At 46.8% G+C, this 19,694-nt stretch carries 14 protein-coding genes; 11 read left to right on the top strand and 3 right to left on the bottom strand.

Going from position 1 to position 19,694, the window contains the following annotated elements; genetic code table 11:
- The first annotated feature begins 151 nt into the window (after positions 1-151).
- Positions 152-4,603 carry an EAL domain-containing protein gene (locus CSH92_RS00550; RefSeq protein WP_100655665.1) on the top strand — a complete coding sequence of 1,484 codons (4,452 nt, stop codon included), beginning with the start codon at positions 152-154 and terminating at the stop codon, positions 4,601-4,603.
- A 172-nt stretch (positions 4,604-4,775) separates the two neighbouring features.
- On the top strand, positions 4,776-4,934 hold the full coding sequence (locus tag CSH92_RS17080) for a hypothetical protein (protein ID WP_164084620.1): 159 nt from the start codon (positions 4,776-4,778) through the stop codon (positions 4,932-4,934).
- Between the two features lie 90 nt (positions 4,935-5,024).
- Here the strand turns inward: CSH92_RS17080 and CSH92_RS00555 are convergent, their stop codons facing one another.
- From CSH92_RS00555 to fadI, 3 genes are all read right to left on the bottom strand, one after another.
- Positions 5,025-5,225 carry a hypothetical protein gene (locus CSH92_RS00555; protein WP_100655666.1) on the bottom strand — a complete coding sequence of 67 codons (201 nt, stop codon included), beginning with the start codon at positions 5,223-5,225 and terminating at the stop codon, positions 5,025-5,027.
- Between the two features lie 173 nt (positions 5,226-5,398).
- Positions 5,399-7,519 (bottom strand): fatty acid oxidation complex subunit alpha FadJ, encoded by a 2,121-nt coding sequence (gene fadJ, locus CSH92_RS00560; RefSeq protein WP_100655667.1) that lies wholly within the window; start codon positions 7,517-7,519, stop codon positions 5,399-5,401.
- Positions 7,519-8,829: an acetyl-CoA C-acyltransferase FadI gene (fadI, locus tag CSH92_RS00565; RefSeq protein WP_100655668.1), complete on the bottom strand. Its 1,311-nt coding sequence runs from the start codon at positions 8,827-8,829 to the stop codon at positions 7,519-7,521. The genes fadJ and fadI overlap by 1 nt, the downstream gene beginning before the upstream one ends.
- Before the next feature lie 369 nt (positions 8,830-9,198).
- Here fadI and CSH92_RS00570 point away from each other — a divergent pair, with 369 nt between their 5' ends.
- The 9 genes from CSH92_RS00570 (at position 9,199) to putP (ending at position 19,649) form a co-directional block, all read left to right on the top strand.
- Positions 9,199-10,155, top strand: coding sequence for an AAA family ATPase (locus CSH92_RS00570; RefSeq protein ID WP_100656268.1), 957 nt, complete (start codon positions 9,199-9,201; stop codon positions 10,153-10,155).
- 11 nt (positions 10,156-10,166) lie between these two features.
- Complete coding sequence (locus CSH92_RS00575) at positions 10,167-11,162, top strand: DUF58 domain-containing protein (RefSeq protein WP_100655669.1); 996 nt, start codon at positions 10,167-10,169, stop codon at positions 11,160-11,162.
- A 1-nt stretch (position 11,163) separates the two neighbouring features.
- Positions 11,164-11,661 (top strand): DUF4381 domain-containing protein, encoded by a 498-nt coding sequence (locus CSH92_RS00580; RefSeq protein WP_164084621.1) that lies wholly within the window; start codon positions 11,164-11,166, stop codon positions 11,659-11,661.
- The gene (locus CSH92_RS00585) at positions 11,654-12,682 is read left to right on the top strand and encodes a vWA domain-containing protein (RefSeq protein ID WP_100655671.1); all 1,029 of its coding nucleotides are present in this window, start codon (positions 11,654-11,656) and stop codon (positions 12,680-12,682) included. Before CSH92_RS00580 ends, CSH92_RS00585 begins: the two co-directional genes overlap by 8 nt.
- The gene (locus CSH92_RS00590; protein WP_100655672.1) at positions 12,679-14,685 is read left to right on the top strand and encodes a vWA domain-containing protein; all 2,007 of its coding nucleotides are present in this window, start codon (positions 12,679-12,681) and stop codon (positions 14,683-14,685) included. The genes CSH92_RS00585 and CSH92_RS00590 overlap by 4 nt, the downstream gene beginning before the upstream one ends.
- An 81-nt stretch (positions 14,686-14,766) precedes the next feature.
- On the top strand, positions 14,767-16,506 hold the full coding sequence (locus CSH92_RS00595) for a BatD family protein (RefSeq protein WP_100655673.1): 1,740 nt from the start codon (positions 14,767-14,769) through the stop codon (positions 16,504-16,506).
- 168 nt (positions 16,507-16,674) lie between these two features.
- Positions 16,675-17,232 carry a sigma-70 family RNA polymerase sigma factor gene (locus CSH92_RS00600; protein WP_100655674.1) on the top strand — a complete coding sequence of 186 codons (558 nt, stop codon included), beginning with the start codon at positions 16,675-16,677 and terminating at the stop codon, positions 17,230-17,232.
- Positions 17,204-17,932 (top strand): DUF3379 family protein, encoded by a 729-nt coding sequence (locus tag CSH92_RS00605; RefSeq protein ID WP_100655675.1) that lies wholly within the window; start codon positions 17,204-17,206, stop codon positions 17,930-17,932. The genes CSH92_RS00600 and CSH92_RS00605 overlap by 29 nt, the downstream gene beginning before the upstream one ends.
- 208 nt (positions 17,933-18,140) lie before the next feature.
- A complete protein-coding gene (gene putP, locus CSH92_RS00610) occupies positions 18,141-19,649 on the top strand; it encodes a sodium/proline symporter PutP (RefSeq protein WP_100655676.1) in 1,509 nt (502 codons plus the stop codon).
- The last annotated feature ends 45 nt before the right edge of the window (positions 19,650-19,694 follow it).

The following is a 19,694-nucleotide window of genomic DNA, read 5'->3' on the forward strand; positions in this document are numbered from 1 at the left end:
AATTCATCTGTTTATGGATTAAGCAAAGTCTGCGTTTATACAAGAAATTACTTGTAGATTTTGGCCTCTCTTGGCATATTTAACCTTGAGTACGTATTTCCCAGTTTTTTTACAATAATTATAAGGCAGCTTCAGTTGTCAAAGGCGTTTAGTGCAAAAACATAGCACCTCAACATTATGGCTCGTACAAACCATCCTTACTGTCTTCTTCTGGACCGTGAGCACTGCGTCTTTTGCACAAAATTTTAAGCCTGCTTTTGTCGGCACTGATATGCAAAGTGCTTCAGTTGAGAGCATTACCGAAGACGCTCACGGCTTTATTTGGTCTCTCAGCTCAAAAGGGCTGACGCGCTTTGACGGATACAAACTCACGCTGTTTGAACATGTTCCGGACAATCCAAATTCGTTACAAAATGGTGTTATCGAAGCCTTAGTAGCAGACCAATTGGGACGCATTTGGATCGCCGGTAGTCAAGGTCTGGCGCGCTATGATGAGCGAACCGAGCGGTTTGTTCGCTACACCGCGCAAAACTCTGCACTGCTAAGCGCTGATATCAGTGCCCTAGCACTTGGCCTAAATGGCACAATATTAATTGCTGATAGTGACGGGCTTTACCGCTACAACGTTAGCGACGACTCTCTGCAACGGTTAGACGTTAAAAACATCCCTCCTGCGCAAATCAACTTTATTCATGAAGACAGTGAAAAAATTTGGCTAAGCACCAAAGAACAAGGCAGCTACGCATTAGATAAAACGACCATGACGGTGTTTGATTTAAATGACGTTAACCCATGGAATATAAAGTTTTATCAATCCTCTATCTACGCTGTGCAACACTATGATGGTAGTGATTGGGTTGGCACATTTGAGGGGCTATTTGAGATTCTGTCCGATGGTAGTGTTAGAAATGTTCTCTCACAAGACTTAGGTACCATCGAAGTTAGAGATATCCATATTGTTGAAAATGCAATGTGGTTAACTACCAGCAGCGGTATTCTAACTATGGGAGCCGATCGGGTTATTAAGCAGCGCCTCATAAACCCAGTTGATATCAACAGTCGCAGCAACTACTTAATGTCAATGCATGTAGATAACAACGGGGTCAAATGGGTCGGTACGTTTAACGGCGTCTTCCGCGAGTTACCCTATAACCGAGAAGCTCCGACACTAATTTCTAGCGTACATGTTGACACGCGTGAAACTAAAGTTGGCGAAATTTGGTCTGTCAAACAAAGCAGTAATGCTGATATTTGGTTTATCAGCTCGCCGGACAAAGTTATCCGCATGACTGGCACAGATGGTCCTAGCGTAGTGTTCGATAACCTTGCCAAGAGCCCAATTTGGGATTTAGTGTTGGGACGAAACAATCAACTCTGGCTTGCATCGTCGAACGGTGTATTTCAGTTTTCGATTACCGCAGACGGACAATTAGAACAGCTCAATCACTTATACCCTGGCAGTCTCATCGATAAACTTTACGCTAGTGAGCAAGCATTATGGTTTTGGCATGACAATTACGACTTGGTACGCGTCGATTTATTTACCGGTGAATTAAAAACCATCGATGCACCGAGTATGATAACCACAGCGATGCCAGTGGGTGAGGACGCGCTGGGAAGGATTTGGCTCAACTCCAACATGGGAACGGTAATTTACGAAACCAATACTTCATTGTTTGAAGCCCCGTTCCATGCCAATGCCAATCATCCGCTTCATTCCGAAGAGTTGCGCTACTTCTACGCATATGCTGGGCATTATTACGTCGTTTCCGCGACGCAAGGGATATTTAAACTAGCGAAAGCCGATTTGTCTGTGGTTGATCACTTGCCAGGCAATGTTAGTGAGGTCATGTCAGCAATCGGGCTCGATGATGCACTCTGGTATTCAGGTATTAAGGCGATCCACGAGGTCAATTTACCTCAACTTGAGCACGGACTGTCACTTACCTCTCAGCTGTTTGGCAACAATGAACATTATGACGGTTCAATCAGCAAGGGGATTGATGGAGCGATTTATTTTGGTGGCGAAAAAGGGATCACGCGCATTTATCCCTCTTATTTGCTGCAGCCCACTATCAACCTAGGTATTGCTGAAATTCCGCAGTTGCTCAGCCTAAAAGTATTTAATACTGCCATTGAAGCCAACGATAAGACCGATGCAATCTTGCAAAAGCCTATCTACCTGTCTGATCAGATTAAACTAGAGCACAATGAAAAATTCAGTATTGAGTACGGGGTTATTAATCCAATCGATATCGAACAAACGCATTATCGCCATCGTTTAGTTGGCTTTGACGATGGCTGGATCTACAACGAAACAAACCGAGTTGAAGGTTATAGTCGAGTCCCCTTTGGCAACTATCGTTTTGAAGTTCAAGCTAAAGTGTATGACTCTGAATGGTCACAAAGTCGTACCTTAGATATCACTATTGCCCCGCCAATATGGTTGCACCGACACGCCATTGTATTTTATGCATTCTTTATAGTCCTGATTACCATTTATCTGGTACGCCAATATCAGTCGAGAAAAGCTTCTCAGTTAGCCATTCGCGAGAGTGAAGAGCGCTTGAAGTTAACTTTATGGAGCAGTGGCGATGAGTTGTGGGATTGGGACATCTATGGTGGTCAAGTCCACCGCTCCAATACATGGGGTACACTCGATTTCCCACAAGACGATATGCGTACATCCAGCGCCTATGAAGCTAACATCCATAGCAACGATATTGAGCGAGTTAAGGACGCATTACAGCAACATCTCGACGGTAAAACTGACTTTTTTGAAGTAGCCTATCGCGCAAAAACCTTTAAGGGCGAGTGGATTTGGTTACTTGATCGCGGCAAGGTGGTCAAGCGAGACCAGCACAACAACGCCCTGCGCATGACGGGTACGTTGAAAAACATTCAACATCTCAAGCAAGCAGAAGAACAGCTTTATTTGTTTAAACGCTCCATTGAAAATATCTCTGAAGGTGTATTTATCACTAACACTGAGTTTCGTTTCGTGTCGGTAAATAATGCCTACTGCAAATATACCGGCGAAACGCGGGAAAAAGCACTCGCGAGTTATTTGTTTTTCCATCAGTATCCTGATGCATTCACCGATGAGATCAAAAAGGCCCTGCGCCAAAAAGGCAACTGGTCGGGTGAAGTTGAATCCATTCGTGCTAATGGCGAACGTTTTGAAATGGAACTGAATATTGACGCGGTCGTGGGTGATGACGACAAAACCAGTCATTATGTTGGCGTATTCTCGGACATTACCTCACGGAAAAATACGGAAAAAGAACTACTTAAACTAGCCAACGTTGACCCACTTACAGACCTACCCAACCGCTCTTTCTTCCAGGCCAGCCACCATAACCTGGTACGCAAGAACGTACCTCACACGCTGATTTGCTTGGATATGGATAATTTTAAGAAAATCAATGATTCGCTTGGTCATCAAACTGGCGATATCCTGATTAAGCAAATCGCCCGTCGGGTGCAACGGATCACCGGGTCATCGGCAACCTGTTACCGCTTGGGCGGCGATGAATTTAGCCTACTCATAGAAAACAAAGAAGATGTGCATACTGTTACACACTTTGCGCAAAGCATTCTTGACTCGTTGTCGCGCCCTTTTGTGATCAACAAGCAAGAGTTTGTACTCAGTGCCAGTTTGGGCATCGCGTTTTTCCCTGAAGATGGTCGCTCGCCCCAGGAATTGCTCAAGAATGCAGATACCGCGATGTATTTCGCTAAAAATGGGGGTGGGAACAGTTATCAGTTTTTCAGTGGTGAGATGAATCAAAACGCCGTGCGTCAGCTACAAATTGAAAACCTTATCAGACAGGGGCTGCGTGACAACTTATTCACTGTTTTTTATCAGCCTAAAGTAGATATCGCGTCAGGTAAACTGGTGAGCATGGAAGCGCTGGTGCGCTTTGAGCATCCGCAAAAAGGCATTGTCTCGCCCAATCAGTTTATCCCCCTAGCTGAGCAAACCGGTCAAATTGTAGAAATTGGCGAGCAGGTTTTACGTAAAGCCTGTGAAGATACCAAGCGCTGGGTAAACGAAGGGCTCTTTACAGGGCGAGTTGCGGTCAATATCTCGGCCAAGCAGTTTGAATTGCCTGACCTTGATGACCGGATAGAGCATATTCTCCGTCAAGTAGGATTGTCACCCTTGCATTTGGAATGTGAACTAACTGAAGGCACCTTGATGGAAAACCCTGAGCAGGGCCTTAAACTAATGCAACGGCTACGTGAGAAAGGTATTCACCTCGCGTTGGATGATTTTGGTACTGGGTACTCCTCATTGGCATACCTGAAGCGCTTCCCGCTTAACACGCTTAAAATTGATAAAGCCTTTATTGACGATATCGCGGAAAGCAGTGTCGATAGACATATGGCGGCGGCGATTATCAATATTGCCCACAATCTTGGACTGAAGGTAGTTGCTGAAGGTGTCGAACAAGAGAAACAACTGTCAATTTTACGTCGCTATGATTGTGAGATGCTGCAGGGCTACTTATACAGCAAACCATTAAGCGCAGAGAAGTTTGAAAAATTACTCCGAGAAAACCAAAAACTTCACCAGCTCATTGGCCAGAGTAAGGTTTAGGTAACTGTTTTTTAAAGCTTTATTAGTCAATGAGGCTAACTCATTTCCCTTCGTAGATATAACTATTCCCCTCGCCCATATCAACTTGGCACACTTTTAGCTCTTATTCGGTAGCGCGCCATATAAATGGCGTGATAACCAACAATTACGTAAGACTAAAAGGAGTCAAACCATGTTGAAAGCGTTTGCAATAGCACTAGCGATGACCACTGCACAACCTGCTGTAGCTGCAGACAACGACGGTGCCAAAGCGCCAACGGTGAGTAAGTCTATTGTTGTAGTAGAAAAGCCAATGGGCAAAAAGCGCCCACGAAACACACGTTTCGATTAATCTTGGCTATGAAGGAAGAATTATTTCTAGGAAAGAACTTTGGAGAGAGGCTTTGCCTCTCTTTTTTCAATTTGGCAGAAACATGCCGGTTTAAGCCAACAGTCTTGCGTTACCAAATCCGACTGCGCGCCTCCAAGCAACATGCTTTGAAATACTAAACATTGGTAAGGCAAATGGACCTAACACCAAACCTACAAAGGCCCAAGCTTTGGCATTAAGGCCAGACTTAAAGGCGTTAACATAGTAAAACAGTGAACTTAGCGCTGACAACAACAACAATACAACTACCATTACGACCTCATTTTAATCACGCTGCGTGAGCTAACATTCACCTCACAAAAATCGGTCGAATTATACCCAAAAACATTGCCTCTAACATGCTTTTTTAAGCCTTTAAACTAAAAAACCGGGCTAAACCCGGTTTTTTAACACTTTATTAACAGGGGTGACGCCCCCGTTTAACATCAATAGAACGTTTTACCCTCGGCTGCCATTTTGACCAACACCTCGGCTGGGGCAAACTTACTATCAATGCTGTCGGCATAATGTTGCAAACGATCGACCACAAATTGAATGCCTAAACGGTCCATGTAGCGGAACGGACCACCCAAGAATGGTGGAAAGCCAATCCCGAAAATGGCACCAATGTCGCCATCACGAGCATTGCGGATAACCCCTTCATCTAGACAGCGCGCGGCTTCATTTAGCATCATTAAAACACTACGTTCAGCAATAGTTTCGCCACTCAAGCGTTTCTCTGGGCTGATGCTTAGTAATTCGTACACTGATTCATCAACTTCTTTACCCGGTTTCTTACCTTCGTATAGGTAAAATCCTTTTTCGTTCTTCTTACCTTTGCGACCATCTTCTAAGACTTTGTCAAAAGCACTCGGCGCAGTAAAGCGGTCACCAAACTGCTCGACTAAAAACGGAATAATTTTAGTTCCAACATCGATCCCGACTTCATCCAACAATTTAACCGGCCCAACAGGGAAACCAAATTTAACTAGCGACTTATCAATATGATCGATGGGCTCACCTGCTAATACCATGCAAGCAGCCTCGTTCATGTAAGGTGCTAGAATACGATTAACATAAAAACCCGCCCCGTCTTTAACGACAACTGGCGTTTTACCCTGACGCTTAGCAAACTCAACCGTTGTTGAAATCGTTTGATCGGAGGTTTTATCATGCGCAATAACCTCTGCTAGAGGCATCTTATCCACGGGTGAAAAGTAATGTAGTCCAATCACGTTTTCTGGACGTGCCGCTTTAGCTGCAATTTGTCCAATTGGAATAGAAGAAGTATTGGACGCAAAGATAGTGGACTCTTGGCACTCACGCTCAATATCCGCAACCATTTGTTGCTTGAGATTAAGATCCTCAAATACTGCCTCTATCACCATATCGACATCTTTGAATCCGCTGTAGTCGGTGGCGCCAGTCAACAAGGCTAGTTGCTGCTGCATTTTAGACTTCATCAGGATTTTGCGCTTAACGCGCTTATTCAGAATGTCATAGCTGTAACGGATTGCATTAGCGATACCTTCTGAACGAATATCCTTTATCCGAGCCGGAACTTTGGCTTTGGTAGCGGTTACATACGCAATGCCACCACCCATTAACCCACCACCAAGTACACCCACTTTGCGTACTTTGGATGGCTCAACGCCAGCAACACCCTGCTCTTTTTTCATTTCCGTCGTAGCAAAGAAAATATTGCGCAATTGTGCAGACTCTGGCGTCATCACCAATTCACCAAAATGTCTTGCTTCAACCCGCAAGCCATCGCGCATACCGTCGCTCATGCCAGTTTCAATGCAATCAATAATGCGCATTGGTGCTGGGTAATTGCCTTTGGTTTTTGCCAACGTCTGTTTACGCGCTTGGCTGAACAAGGTATTGCGCCCAAATGGCGTCTCTTCGAGTACACGATTAACCACTGACAATTTGGGTTTGTCACGATTAGGCTTAGATTTTTTCGCCAACTCAACAGCAACGTCAAACAAAATCGATTGCGGCACCATGTCATCGACGATACCGTATTTTTTGGCCTGCTTGGCCCTTGCCGGAGAACCCGTTAGCATCATCTTCATGGCTTGTTGAATTCCGATCAAGCGCGGTAAACGCTGGGTTCCCCCGCTGCCTGGCAATAAACCAAGTTGCACTTCAGGTAATCCAAGTTGGGTTTTATCTGAATCACTACACACGCGATAATGACATGCCAAGGCGAGTTCTAAGCCTCCACCCAAGGCTGGCCCGTGGATTGCTGCAACGAAGGTTTTATTCATTTTTTCAATACGATTGAAAACGTCCTGCCCCGCCGTCGACAAAGCCTCAGCGTCTGCCGCAGTCTCACATGCCGCTAACATGCTAATATCGGCACCCGCCACAAAAGAGTCTGGCTTACCGCTCTGTAATACGACCCCTTTAATCGCGCTGTCATTTTCAATTTCGTCGAGCATCGCGGTGATCTCTTCACCAAACGCCTGTTTCAATGTATTCATTGACTCGCCAGGCACGTCCATGGTCAATACGGCAATCCCGTCTTCACGTTTGTCTAAAGTAAATGCACTTGCCGTCATTATTCTGTCTCCACAATCATTGCTGCTGCTAGACCGCCTGCCGCACAAGCGGTCAACAAACCAGTACCACCACCGCGTCGTTGCAGTTCATTGAGCATTTGCGTGATCATACGCGTTCCAGTCGCTGCAAATGGGTGTCCATAAGCGAGTGAACTTCCCATTACGTTAAATTTATCCATATCAATCTCGCCCGTCGCTTTTGCTCGCCCGAGTTTTTCTTGGGCAAATTTATCGCTAGCAAACATTTTCACATTGGCTAAAGTTTGCGCTGCGAAGGCTTCATGCATTTCAATCAGTGTTAAGTCCTGCAGGCTCATACCCGCACGATCCAACGCCATAGGCGTCGCGTAAGACGGCCCCATAAGCATATCTTCCCAAACGTCTATCGCTGCGAATGCATAGCTCTTGATGTAACCTAACGGCGTGTAACCGAGCGCTTTAGCTCGACTTTCGGTCATCATTAACACCGCAGAAGCACCATCGGTTAGAGGAGTTGCATTGGCCGCTGTCACAGTACCATGTTTGCGGTCAAATACAGGTTTAGGCTTGGCATAGCCTTCCAAAGTAGAGTCGAAACGCACGTTATTGTCACGCTCCAAAGCCCCTTTGAAGGGTTCAGCATAAGCGGTCATCACTTCATTAGCGAGTTTACCCTCTTCCCAACTTTGCGCTGCTAACGTGTGACTGCGGTGAGCAAGTTCATCTTGTGCTTGGCGAGTGATACCATGGGTTTTCGCCATTTGCTCGGCCGTTTGCCCCATAGATAAGCCTGTAGAGTACTCAGCAACCGCAGGTGGCACAGGGGCTAGATCGCGGATCGATAAACGACGGAAAATTGCGAACTTTTGACTAAACGTCTTGGCTTTCTGAAGATCCACGAGCGCGCGCGCTAAATTCTTTGATACTCCGATCGGCGATACAGAGGTTGAATCCGCACCACCGGCAACGCCAACGGTAATATTACCTGCTAACATCGACTCGGCAATATTTACCGTAGATTGAAAACTGGTGGCACATGCGCGCGACACGCTGTAGGCATCGGTTGCCACTGGCATATTGGTACCCAGAACGATTTCACGCGCGATGTTCGGCGCTTCTGGCATTTGCACAACCTGACCATACACCACTTGTTCAACCCATTGAGGATCAACATTGTTGCGGATCAATAATTCATTCACCACCATTTTGCCCAGATCGACGGCGGGTACACCATGAAAGTACGTCGCCATTTTTGCAAACGGGGTTCTGAGTCCTGCAACAATGGCGATGCGGTCACCGTCACGCGTTGTCAGATTCTGTTTCGTAGCCATATTCCGGTCCTGTAATAATTCAAACCAAGTGGTCTGACCTGTAGAAGTGTGCTGATTCTTACAAAGTGTGAGCGAAATTTCAACGACTATTCGAATCACCTTGCAATTCTTCCATTAGAGCATAGTGGCTATTTATAGATTTTGCTGTTGAGATTTAGAACAAAATCCCAATATCAACCAAATAAAAAATCAGGTTGATTCAGCGCAGTTGTGCCACTGTTAAACGGATTGTACTGGACAGTGAATGAAGGTTTGCTTACAACTGCTCAATCGATTAGAAAAATGCAAGGGTTGACCGGAACCAATACGCTTTCTTGTTGACAAAAGGAAGCGCAAACATCTCGGGTTAGTGAAAAAAGGATGTCATTGATGGCAGTATCGCAGTTTGAACAATTACAGCAGTATTTAGACTCACAAATCATCGGGCAGCAAGAACTGACCCGCAATATTTTAGTTGCATTATTGGCCGACGGACATTTATTAGTTGAAGGACCACCAGGACTCGCCAAGACGCGCGCAGTGAATGCCCTCGCTGATGGTTTAGAGGCAGACTTTCATCGCGTGCAATTTACCCCTGACTTGTTGCCTGCTGACCTAACCGGTACTGACATATATCGGCCGGAAACGGGGGAATTTATTTTCCAATCAGGTCCGCTTTTTCACAATCTCGTGCTAGCCGACGAAATAAACCGAGCCCCAGCAAAAGTGCAAAGTGCGCTGTTGGAAGCCATGGCAGAAAGACAAATAACGGTCGGTAATAAGACGTATCCTTTATCGCGACTATTTTTAGTGATGGCGACACAAAACCCGCTGGAACAAGAGGGCACATACCCACTGCCAGAAGCCCAGCTAGACCGTTTCCTGATGCACATTGAGATCACCTATCCTGATGCTGCGAGCGAACTACAAATTTTGCGCTTAACGCGCGATGAAGCCAAGCAATCCGTTCGCAAGCCCGCACACAAGATCACCCAAGAGATTATATTCGCCGCGCGGCAGGAAGTACTTGGTCTCTACTTAGCCCCCTCGTTGGAGGAATACATTGTGCAACTCATTATGGCAACGCGCACGCCGGCAAAATTTGATCCCACGTTGGCGAGCACGATTGAGTTTGGTGCCAGTCCGCGCGCCACAATTGCTTTAGAACGCTGCGCGCGCGCGCACGCGTGGCTTGGCGGTCGAGATTTCGTTGGTCCTGACGATATTCAAGCCGTGTTTCACAATGTGATGCGCCATCGCATCATTCTGAGTTATGAATCGCAGGCCGAAGGCAAAACAGCAAATCAAGTCCTGACTCAGGTGCTTAACGCGGTGGCCGTACCGTAGGGGCTGTGGCAATGCACCAGGATAAGACGCTTGAGCACTGGCTGAGTGAATATCTGACCGATGGTATTCACCTCAACGCGAATGAACTAATTCGCTATCGCCATCACACTAAGAAAATAAGTCTCAACCCTACACGGACCCCTGCCGCTCGCTTGGCGGGTAGCTACGTGTCTAAGTTGAAGGGTCGGGGCATGGAATTTGATGAGTCACGGCATTATCAAGCTGGAGACGATATTCGGGCCATCGATTGGCGGGTTACAGCACGCACCGGGAAGACACACACCAAAATTTATCGCGAAGAACGTGAACGTCCAATCTACATTGTGACCGATTTATCTACTTCAATGCAATTTGGTAGCGAGTTTATGTTCAAGGCGGTACAAGCTGCACACGTAAGCGCGCTGATCGCTTGGGCAGGGATCGCCCGCGGTGACAAACTCGGCGCATTGGCATTTAATCAAACGGCGCACATAGAATGTAAACCCAAGAGTCGACAATCTGCAGTGCTGCAATTAATCCATCAAATCATTGAGTTACAACAACAAGCGCTGGCTATGCAAAAAAGCAAGCCGCCCGCGACGACTGACAATGCATTGTTCAATCAAAATTGTGCCCGTTTATTACGTCTTGCTAAGCCTGGAAGTCTCATCTGGATAGTCAGTGATTTTCATCACCTAGATGAACAAACCCTGCGTATTTTGTCTGATCTTAACCGGCACTCAGAAGTACGCGCTGCAGCGATATACGATCCCATGGAGTATCAGCTGCCAGTGACGCAAAACAAACAGTTGTTAAGCATTACTGATGGCACCACCAAACGCGCCTTGACCCTGGGTGATAATACCGTTAACCAGCGCTATTCTGACTGGGCGACGCAACGTAACTCGCGACTTAGCGAAGCGCTGGAGCGATCGCAAATCGCAGGCTTTAATGTCAGCGCGGGACTTCCGTTATTGGCCCAATCGTTGGCAGTTCAACCACGACGCTACGTTTTGGAGAGCCAGTAATATGGATCCGCTCGCCCAGCTTAATGATATCGCGTTAACCGAGCCCGCCGGTTGGTGGCCGTTAGCATGGGGTTGGTGGCTGCTCATTGGGCTAACCATTGGCGCTGTAGTTGGAATAATCGTATTTGCGTTATACCGTTATCGCAAGTACCGCGTGTTACGTCTGGCAAGGCAGCGAGTGCAACAGTTAGATATGACGCAAACTCCTTGGCAAGGTGCACAACAAATTAATGCACTACTGAAACAAACATTAATGCATTATTTTCCACACTTGCAGCCCCAACAGTTACATGGCCAGCACTGGTATGACTTATTGAACGCTACCCTACCTAAGCGACACCGGGCAGTGTTTGCTGCCATGGGGAAACATAGTTTTGCGGTTCATTACCTTCCTCCGCAACAAGTTGAAGCACAGACAGCATTAGACTATCAAAGTGCAGCGTTGCATTGGTTAACAAAAACCAGATTGACTTTTACCGCGGAGGCAAGCCATGTTTGAGTTTGTCTGGTGGTATGCTTTTTTTGCATTGCCTTTGCCGCTGCTTTTTTGGCTCTTACCAGCAATTAAGCAACAACAGCAGAAAGCGCTGCGAATACCGGTGATGCCAAATGATTTGCCGCAATCCAGCATTTCTCGTTCAAGTCACTGGTTAATTCGCTGGCTAAGTATTCTCGCCTGGATCGCATTAGTGACTGCGGCTGCCCGTCCGCAATGGTTAGGCGACCCCATTAGTATTCCCAATCAAGCGCGTGAAATGATGTTAGCCGTCGACCTCTCTGGCAGTATGGAGACCAAAGATATGCAAATCAATGGTCGCCAAGTGGATCGACTCGTCATGATAAAAAGCGTATTAGACGATTTTATTGGACGCCGAGTTGGCGATCGCTTAGGTCTAATTTTGTTTGCTGATACTGCGTATTTACAAGCTCCATTAACCTTTGACCGCGAGACTGTGCGAACCCTTCTTAATGAGGCTGTAATAGGTTTGGTCGGTGAACAAACTGCGATCGGTGATGCTATCGGGCTGGCAGTGAAACGTTTCCAAGCTAAACAGGATAGCAACAAAGTCTTAGTTTTACTTACTGATGGGCAGAATACAGCGGGCAATATTTCGCCAGAGCAAGCGCTTGAATTAGCCAAGGCAGAGGGCGTTACTATTTATACTATCGGCGTTGCCGCCGACAGTATGGTAGTGCAAAGTATTTTTGGCAGCCGTCGGATCAATCCTGCCCGTGAACTTGATGAAAGCATGTTAAATCGACTCGCCGTAGAAACGGGGGGACAATATTTTCGTGCTCGTGACCGCGAAAGTTTAGATCAGATCTATCAGATGCTCGATCAACTCCAACCGGTCGCCGGAGAAGCGAGAAAGATGCGCCCTCAAACCAGTTTATTTATGTATCCACTCGCACTATGTCTCCTAATAACCGTATTACTGGCCTTAGTACCTCTCGCACAGCGTGGCTTTGATAAGCTATTTGCGCAACGCTCCCAACAATCAACAGGAGCGTCATCATGATGGAATTACTCACCGAATTTAACTGGCAAGATTTTCATTTTATTCGGCCTCAATGGTTGTGGGCACTGCTCCCACTGGCTGTAATTTACATAGCTCTAGTGACCTTGTACCGCCAGCTCAGTGGCTGGCAACAGGTTCTCCCCACGCATTTGCAAGCGGTTATCCTTAGCGATGCTGGGGGCACTAGAAAAAGTCGTCGCCCCCCGTTTTGGTTGCTGGCGCTGGCCTGGCTATTAGCGGTAATCATGTTAGCCGGTCCCACATGGGAACGATTGCCTCAACCGGTATTCAATTTGAAGCAAGGTAATGTGCTCGTGTTGGATATGTCACTCTCCATGCGATCCACTGATATTGCTCCAGACCGCGTAACGCGTGCTCGCTTCAAGGCTATCGATTTGGTTTCCCAACTCGGCGATGGCGAAGTGGGAATGGTAGCGTACGCTGGTGATGCCTTTGTCATCAGCCCTTTAACCGAAGACGTCAATAACTTGATTGCAATGATCCCCAGTATTAGTCCGGAGATAATGCCAATTCCCGGCAGTTCGCCATTACGCGGATTTGAGGTTGCGACTGAGTTACTGCAAAATGCCGGTTATCAACAAGGTAATATTTTTTGGTTTACCGACGGTATGGAGCAACAACAGTTCAAGCTAATTGCCGAATTTGTTGAGAACTCTCCTTATACGATTCATGCACTTGCAATCGGGACTCAAGAGGGTGCGCCTATCCGCCAAGTGAATGGTGAACTATTAAAAGACAGTCAGGGTGCAATTGTGGTACCACGTATGGACCCAAGTAAAATAAGAGCGGTCAGTGCCCGCAGTGGCGGCGACTTTGCCCGCCTTAGCGCCAATGACAGCGATATCCAACAATTAGTCCAAGCCGGCGGCAGCTATGCGGATGGGCAACTGTTGACTGAAGATGATAATCCCATGCAAGGTGACGTGTGGCGTGATATGGGCGCCTATTTAGTCGTACTTTTGCTGCCCTTCGCAGCATATGCATTCCGACGCGGCATCATCATGTGCGTCCCCCTGCTTGGACTTGGCTTCTTAGTCCCGCCCCCCGCTGCTTTCGCGTCCACAGAAAGTGCAAGCCCAAACTGGTTGACCAGTGCATTTGCAACGGCTGATCAGCGCGGTCAAGATGCCTACGCTTCTGAAGACTTTAGTCGTGCGGCTGATTTGTTTAATGACCCAATGTGGCAAGGCGCTGCGCATTATCGTAACCAAAACTACGAGCAAGCACTTGCGGCGTACTCTCAAGTGGATTCTACCGCTGCTCTGTATAATCAGGGCAACGCATTAGCCAAGCTTGGCCGTCTGGAAGAGGCCATTGAGAAATACACCCAAGTGTTAGCAAGAGAGCCAGAGAATCAAGCAGCACAAGAAAACAAAGCACTGCTTGAAGAACTTTTGCAGCAACAAGATCAGCAAAATCAGCAAGAAAGTCCGTCGTCGCAAGAGCAAGATGGACAGGACCAGCAACAACAATCAAATGCCGACAACCAGTCTGGCGGTGATGGCGAGCAGCAAGATGAAGCCAATCAGTCGCAGGGTGATAATTCTCAAGACGCGCAACAACAATCGCAAAGTTCGAGTGAACAACAATCCCAGGAGCCGGAAAATGAGTCTGAGCAAAGCGCTGAGAATTCGTCTTCAAGCGATGCACAGCAGGCGCCTATGCGGGATCAAGAACCAGTGCCTGAGCAGAGTGAGTCGTCAACAGGCGAAACAGACCAGCCACAGCCTGAGAGTTCTACCAGTCCACCAGACGCGCAAGGCGGCGAACAAGATGCAAAGCTTGATCAGCAAGAAACACAAGCAGCCCAGGCCAGAGAAGAAGCGTTAACCGATGAAGAAAAGGAACAATTGCAACGCATGCAGACCTTGTTGCGAAAAATTCCCGATGATCCAGCATTTTTACTGCAACGCAAAATGCAACTCGAAAGTCAGCAGCGGAGGCGTGAGCGCGCGCCACCTAATCAAGCAACTGAGTGGTAGATCTTATTGTGGTTAAATTGAATTCCTGTGGTTTTGTTTATAAAGCAGCCCCCAAAGATAGTAACAAGGAGTAATTCGGGTATGTTTCAGCGGTACATAGTTACGCTTTTATCGTTATGCATGAGCTTTTTTGTCACTTTGGCAAATGCAGATGTAACCGGCGTGACCGCGCAAATAGACAAAAATCCAGTAATGCTCGATGAGTCTTTTACACTGAGCATTACCGCTGATGGTGATGTCGACCGCAATGCGTTCGATGCCTCAGTCTTACTGAATGATTTTGTTGTCGGGCAAACTTCGGTGAGTAGTCAAACCCGAATGGTCAACTTTGAAACCTCACGCTCTACAACGTGGAATGTGATTCTATTCCCGCGTGCTGTGGGTAACTACACTATCCCAGCATTGACTGTCGCAGGTGCAACAACCGATCCTATCGAACTCGCAGTAATTCCTGTTAGTAATAACAATGATCAAGAGATGCGTGATATTTTCGTCACCACCGCGCTCGATAATCAAGAGGTATATATTCATCAACAGCTGATCTACACAGTCAAACTGTATTTAGCCAAAGACATTGAGCGCGGCAGCCTGCAAGCCCCTGAACTGGTTGATGCAGACATCCGTCAAATTGGCAAAGATGCGGAATACAGCGAAATTGTAAACGGGAAGCGCTATCGAGTCATTGAGCGCACCTTTGCTATTATCCCACAGAAATCAGGCAGTTACAGCATCAATGGTCCAGTATTTCAAGGCGAAGTAATCGCCAATACGCGACAAAGTTTTGGTTTCTTTAACCGAACACAAACGGTAAACCGTGTAGGCCCTGCTCAAGAACTAACTGTATTGCCTGTGCCGGACGACATTCAAGGAGTATTTTTACCCAGTGAATTTGTTGATATTAGCGAAGAATGGAGTAGTGATATTGCGGAGTGGACAGTGGGTGAACCTATCACTCGAACTTTAACGCTCACAGCGGTTGGCTTGACGGACGCGATCTTACCAGAAATCGATGACCGCTACCCGCCGGCAATCAAAACCTATCCGGATCAGGCCAACAGTACCAGCGCTGAAAATGCACAAAGTATTGTTGCTCAGCGGGTTGAAAGTATCGCCCTTATCCCTTCAAAGCCTGGCAGTTTTGTGTTGTTACCCGTTGAAGTTGAATGGTTTAACATCTTGACTAAGCAAATAGAGACAGCGGTTATACCGGCTCGCACCATTCAGGTTAAGGCTGCTGCAAGCAACAGCACAGCTGCACCGCTCAGTCCCCCCCCCTCTTCAGCTTCCAATACGGTAGAGTCCAGCTTATCTGTTCAACCTGACACACCCAATCAAACCGGGCCCGCACTTTCGTCCAACCGATATCCACAGCCCATATTTGAATGGCGTTGGAACAACGGCTGGATGTGGACAACAGTATTATTAGTGCTGGTTTCCTGTGGTCTGCTTTGGTCACGTTCAAGCGATAAAGTTGCTCAGCCTGTAGCTCATAAAGCTAAGCCATCACAACGTGAAAAAGAATGCTGGCAAGCCTTGCATGGAGCGCTAAAGCAAAACAATAAAACATTCATCCGACGCACACTGCATGATTGGTTGGAAGTACTCGCCGGTCGATCATTTACCTCGCTGGCACAAGCGCTAACTTGGATTGACAGCCGAGAGCTGCAACAATTGGTTGATGAGATGCAACAAGCAGAGTTTGCGCAAAATCCGAAGCGCTGGGATGGGCGCGCGTTGAACCAGCAGCTAAAATCGTTGCGTCAGTTGAAGTTAACCCAATCCTCGCAAGAGAAACCACTTCCTGGGTTGTATCCGACATAACGCACAAAACGCCACTTATAAGCCCCCTGATTGGCAGTTCGACGACGAAAAAAACTCGGATCTACCGAGTTTTTTTGTATAGTTACGTTAGTTCTTCGCTGGCAACACCATTAACCGTTGCTAAAAGCGTTAAAAGATTAAGCGATCATACTATTTGGGAATTTTTTCATGTTCTCGCGAAATAAAAAGAAAGCGTCTGCGGTCTCTATAGACATGATAAATAAACAGCAGCGTTATGAAGCTCTAGTCAACGCGACCCACGCCGACGTGTATCGCTATGCCTACTGGCTCATCAGAGATAAAGCGATTGCCGAAGACGTCGTGCAAGAGACGTATTTGCGCGCGTGGAAATCACTTGACTCGTTACAGGACCCCAAAGCGGCAAAGTCATGGTTAATCACTATTCTACGCCGTGAAAACGCGCGGCGTTTTGAACGCAAGCAATTTGACTTGGTCGACATCGATGATGTTGCTGTTGAAGACGAAAGTATTGGTAATGAAACGGAACTAGAACACGCCGAATTACGGAAATTGATGGCAAATTTAAGTGAAGAGTACCGCGAACCACTGATGTTACAAATATTATTTGGATACAGTGGGGAAGAAATTGCCGAACAGTTAGGCCTAAATAAAAATACCGTGATGACGCGATTATTTAGAGCCCGAAACCAGTTAAAAGAGGCATTAGCAGATAGTCATGAAACAAGAGGTCACGCCCATGGATGATTTAGCATTCAGAAGAGCAGTATATGCTGACCCGAATACTAAAGATCCCGAGATCATAGCGGCAGCAAATGCAGATCCTGCCAAAAAGGCATTGTTAAATGAATTAAAGGCTCTCGATAAACAACTTGCGAGCGCCAGTAAAATTCCAGTGCCTGATGATTTGGCGCACAAATTAATTTGGCAAGGCACGATTACTGATTTTGCCCGCCATAAAAAACGCTCGCGAATTTATCTGAGCATAGCGGCTTCGGTGGCATTCGTGGTTGGTTTGAGTTTTACCTTGTGGCAACAACATGCGACGGTGAATATCAGTAGTGAAGCTCTTGCTCATATGTATTACACCGATATGCAAGAGGCACCACGCGCCAGCGCAGTATCTCTGGATATCGTGAATGACCGGTTAGCCGGTTATGGAGCTTCATTAGCAAGTGAAATTGGGGTGATCAAGTCGGCCAATTATTGTCGCTTGGATTCGGTAAAGTCGCTGCATCTTATTTTAGAAACCGCCAGTGGATTAGTGTCAGTGTTTGTTCTCCCTGATGATCGTAAAATGGATGTGTTATCCACTTTTTCAGATACGCAGTATGCGGGCGAAACCCTCAAACCGGAGCGCGCAAACGTATTGGTTGTCGGTGATAAAGGACAAGATTTAACTCCGATTAAACAAGAAGTGGAACAAAAGCTATTGTTTTCCGCATAGGTTGCTGCGCGATGGGCGCACCTACTGTGCATTTCAGCAAGCCTGCACTAAATTCCCTCACAACCAGTGATAGGGTTTATCGAGAGCGAACACTCGCTCTCGAATGCTTGTTCGATACATGCAAATAACTGCTTTTTCTCCGCGTTGTACTCTCACATACAAATTCCTGCTATGCTGGTATTCCATTAATAACAATAATTAAAAAACTATGGAAACCGGTACCTTAATATCTTTGGCTGTGTATTTTCTCGTTATGCTTGGGATTGGTCTTTGGGCCTATCGCAAAAATGAAGTCAGTGTTGAAGGCTACATGCTCGGGGGCCGCCAATTAAGCCCATCGGTTACTGCATTGTCTGCCGGTGCATCCGATATGAGTGGCTGGATGCTGATGGGCTTGCCAGGCGCAATGTTTGTATCTGGGCTATCCGCGAGTTGGATCGCCATCGGTTTAAGTATTGGTGCATTGTTTAATTATCTGCTGGTTGCGCCCCGTTTACGTGTGTTTACTGAAGTCGCGCGGAACTCTATTACGTTGCCTGATTTTTTTGAAAATCGCTTTAACGACCAATCTAGAATCTTACGCGTAGTCGCCGCAGTCGTTATCGTTATCTTTTTCACCCTCTATACCTCTTCGGGTTTAGTCGCTGGAGGGAAGTTATTCGAGTCTTCTTTTGGTTTTGATTACCAAATGGGCATTTTCATTACTGCCGGTGTTGTCGTCTTGTACACCCTCTTCGGTGGCTTTATGGCAGTGAGTGTTACTGACTTTGTGCAAGGGTGCATAATGTTCGTGGCTTTGGTCATGGTTCCCACTGTCGTCATGTTTGAACTCGGCGGCATTGGACCGACATTAGATGCGATTGCCGCATTTTCTCCGCACGCTTTAACCTTATGGACCGATATGGCATCTGGAACAACGCTATCGTTCCTCGGGGTCATTTCTTTGATGTCATGGGGCTTAGGTTATTTTGGTCAGCCGCATATTATCGTGCGTTTTATGGCCATTCGTTCGGTTCAAGATATCCCGGCAGCACGCAACATAGGCATGAGCTGGATGATTGTCTCTCTGGTTGGGGCGCTTTCAACTGGTTTACTTGGCGCCGTATGGCTACAAGCACAACAAATCCCATTAGCCGATCCTGAAACGGTATTTATTCTGCTGGGGCAGCTGCTCTTTCATCCTTTGCTAGGAGGTTTCTTACTTGCCGCCATTTTAGCAGCGATCATGAGCACGATTTCATCACAATTATTAGTCACCTCTAGCTCTCTTGCGAATGACCTCTATGCGTCTTTGGCCAATAAAAATGCCTCACAAGCACATCTTGTTTTCGCTGGTCGGTTAGCCGTTGTCGCAGTCGCCTTGGTTGCGATCGTGCTAGCGTTCGACCGTAGCTCTTCAATTCTCTCCTTGGTGAGCAACGCATGGGCAGGCTTTGGTGCTGCTTTCGGCCCTCTGGTTTTACTCTCCCTGTTCAGTAAGTCAATGTCTCGCGCTGCAGCCATTGGCGGCATGATCAGTGGGGCCGCTACAGTACTTATTTGGATTTACGCCCCGCTGAGCTTGAATGGTCAACCATTAAGTAGTGTCATCTATGAAATTGTACCGGGCTTTATTGTTAGTACGTTAACTATTCTACTGATCAATAAACTTAAGCCGTGCCAGGATCCGCAGGTACAGCAGTTTTTTACCGAATTTGAGTTATCAATAAAGAAATAGGTAGAGAAAAAAGTTATTAGCAAGCTCATCATTTCGGCACAACCT

The sequence above is a fragment of the Neoalteromonas flava genome, assembly GCF_002807685.1.
GTDB lineage: Bacteria > Pseudomonadota > Gammaproteobacteria > Enterobacterales > Alteromonadaceae > Alteromonas_E > Alteromonas_E flava.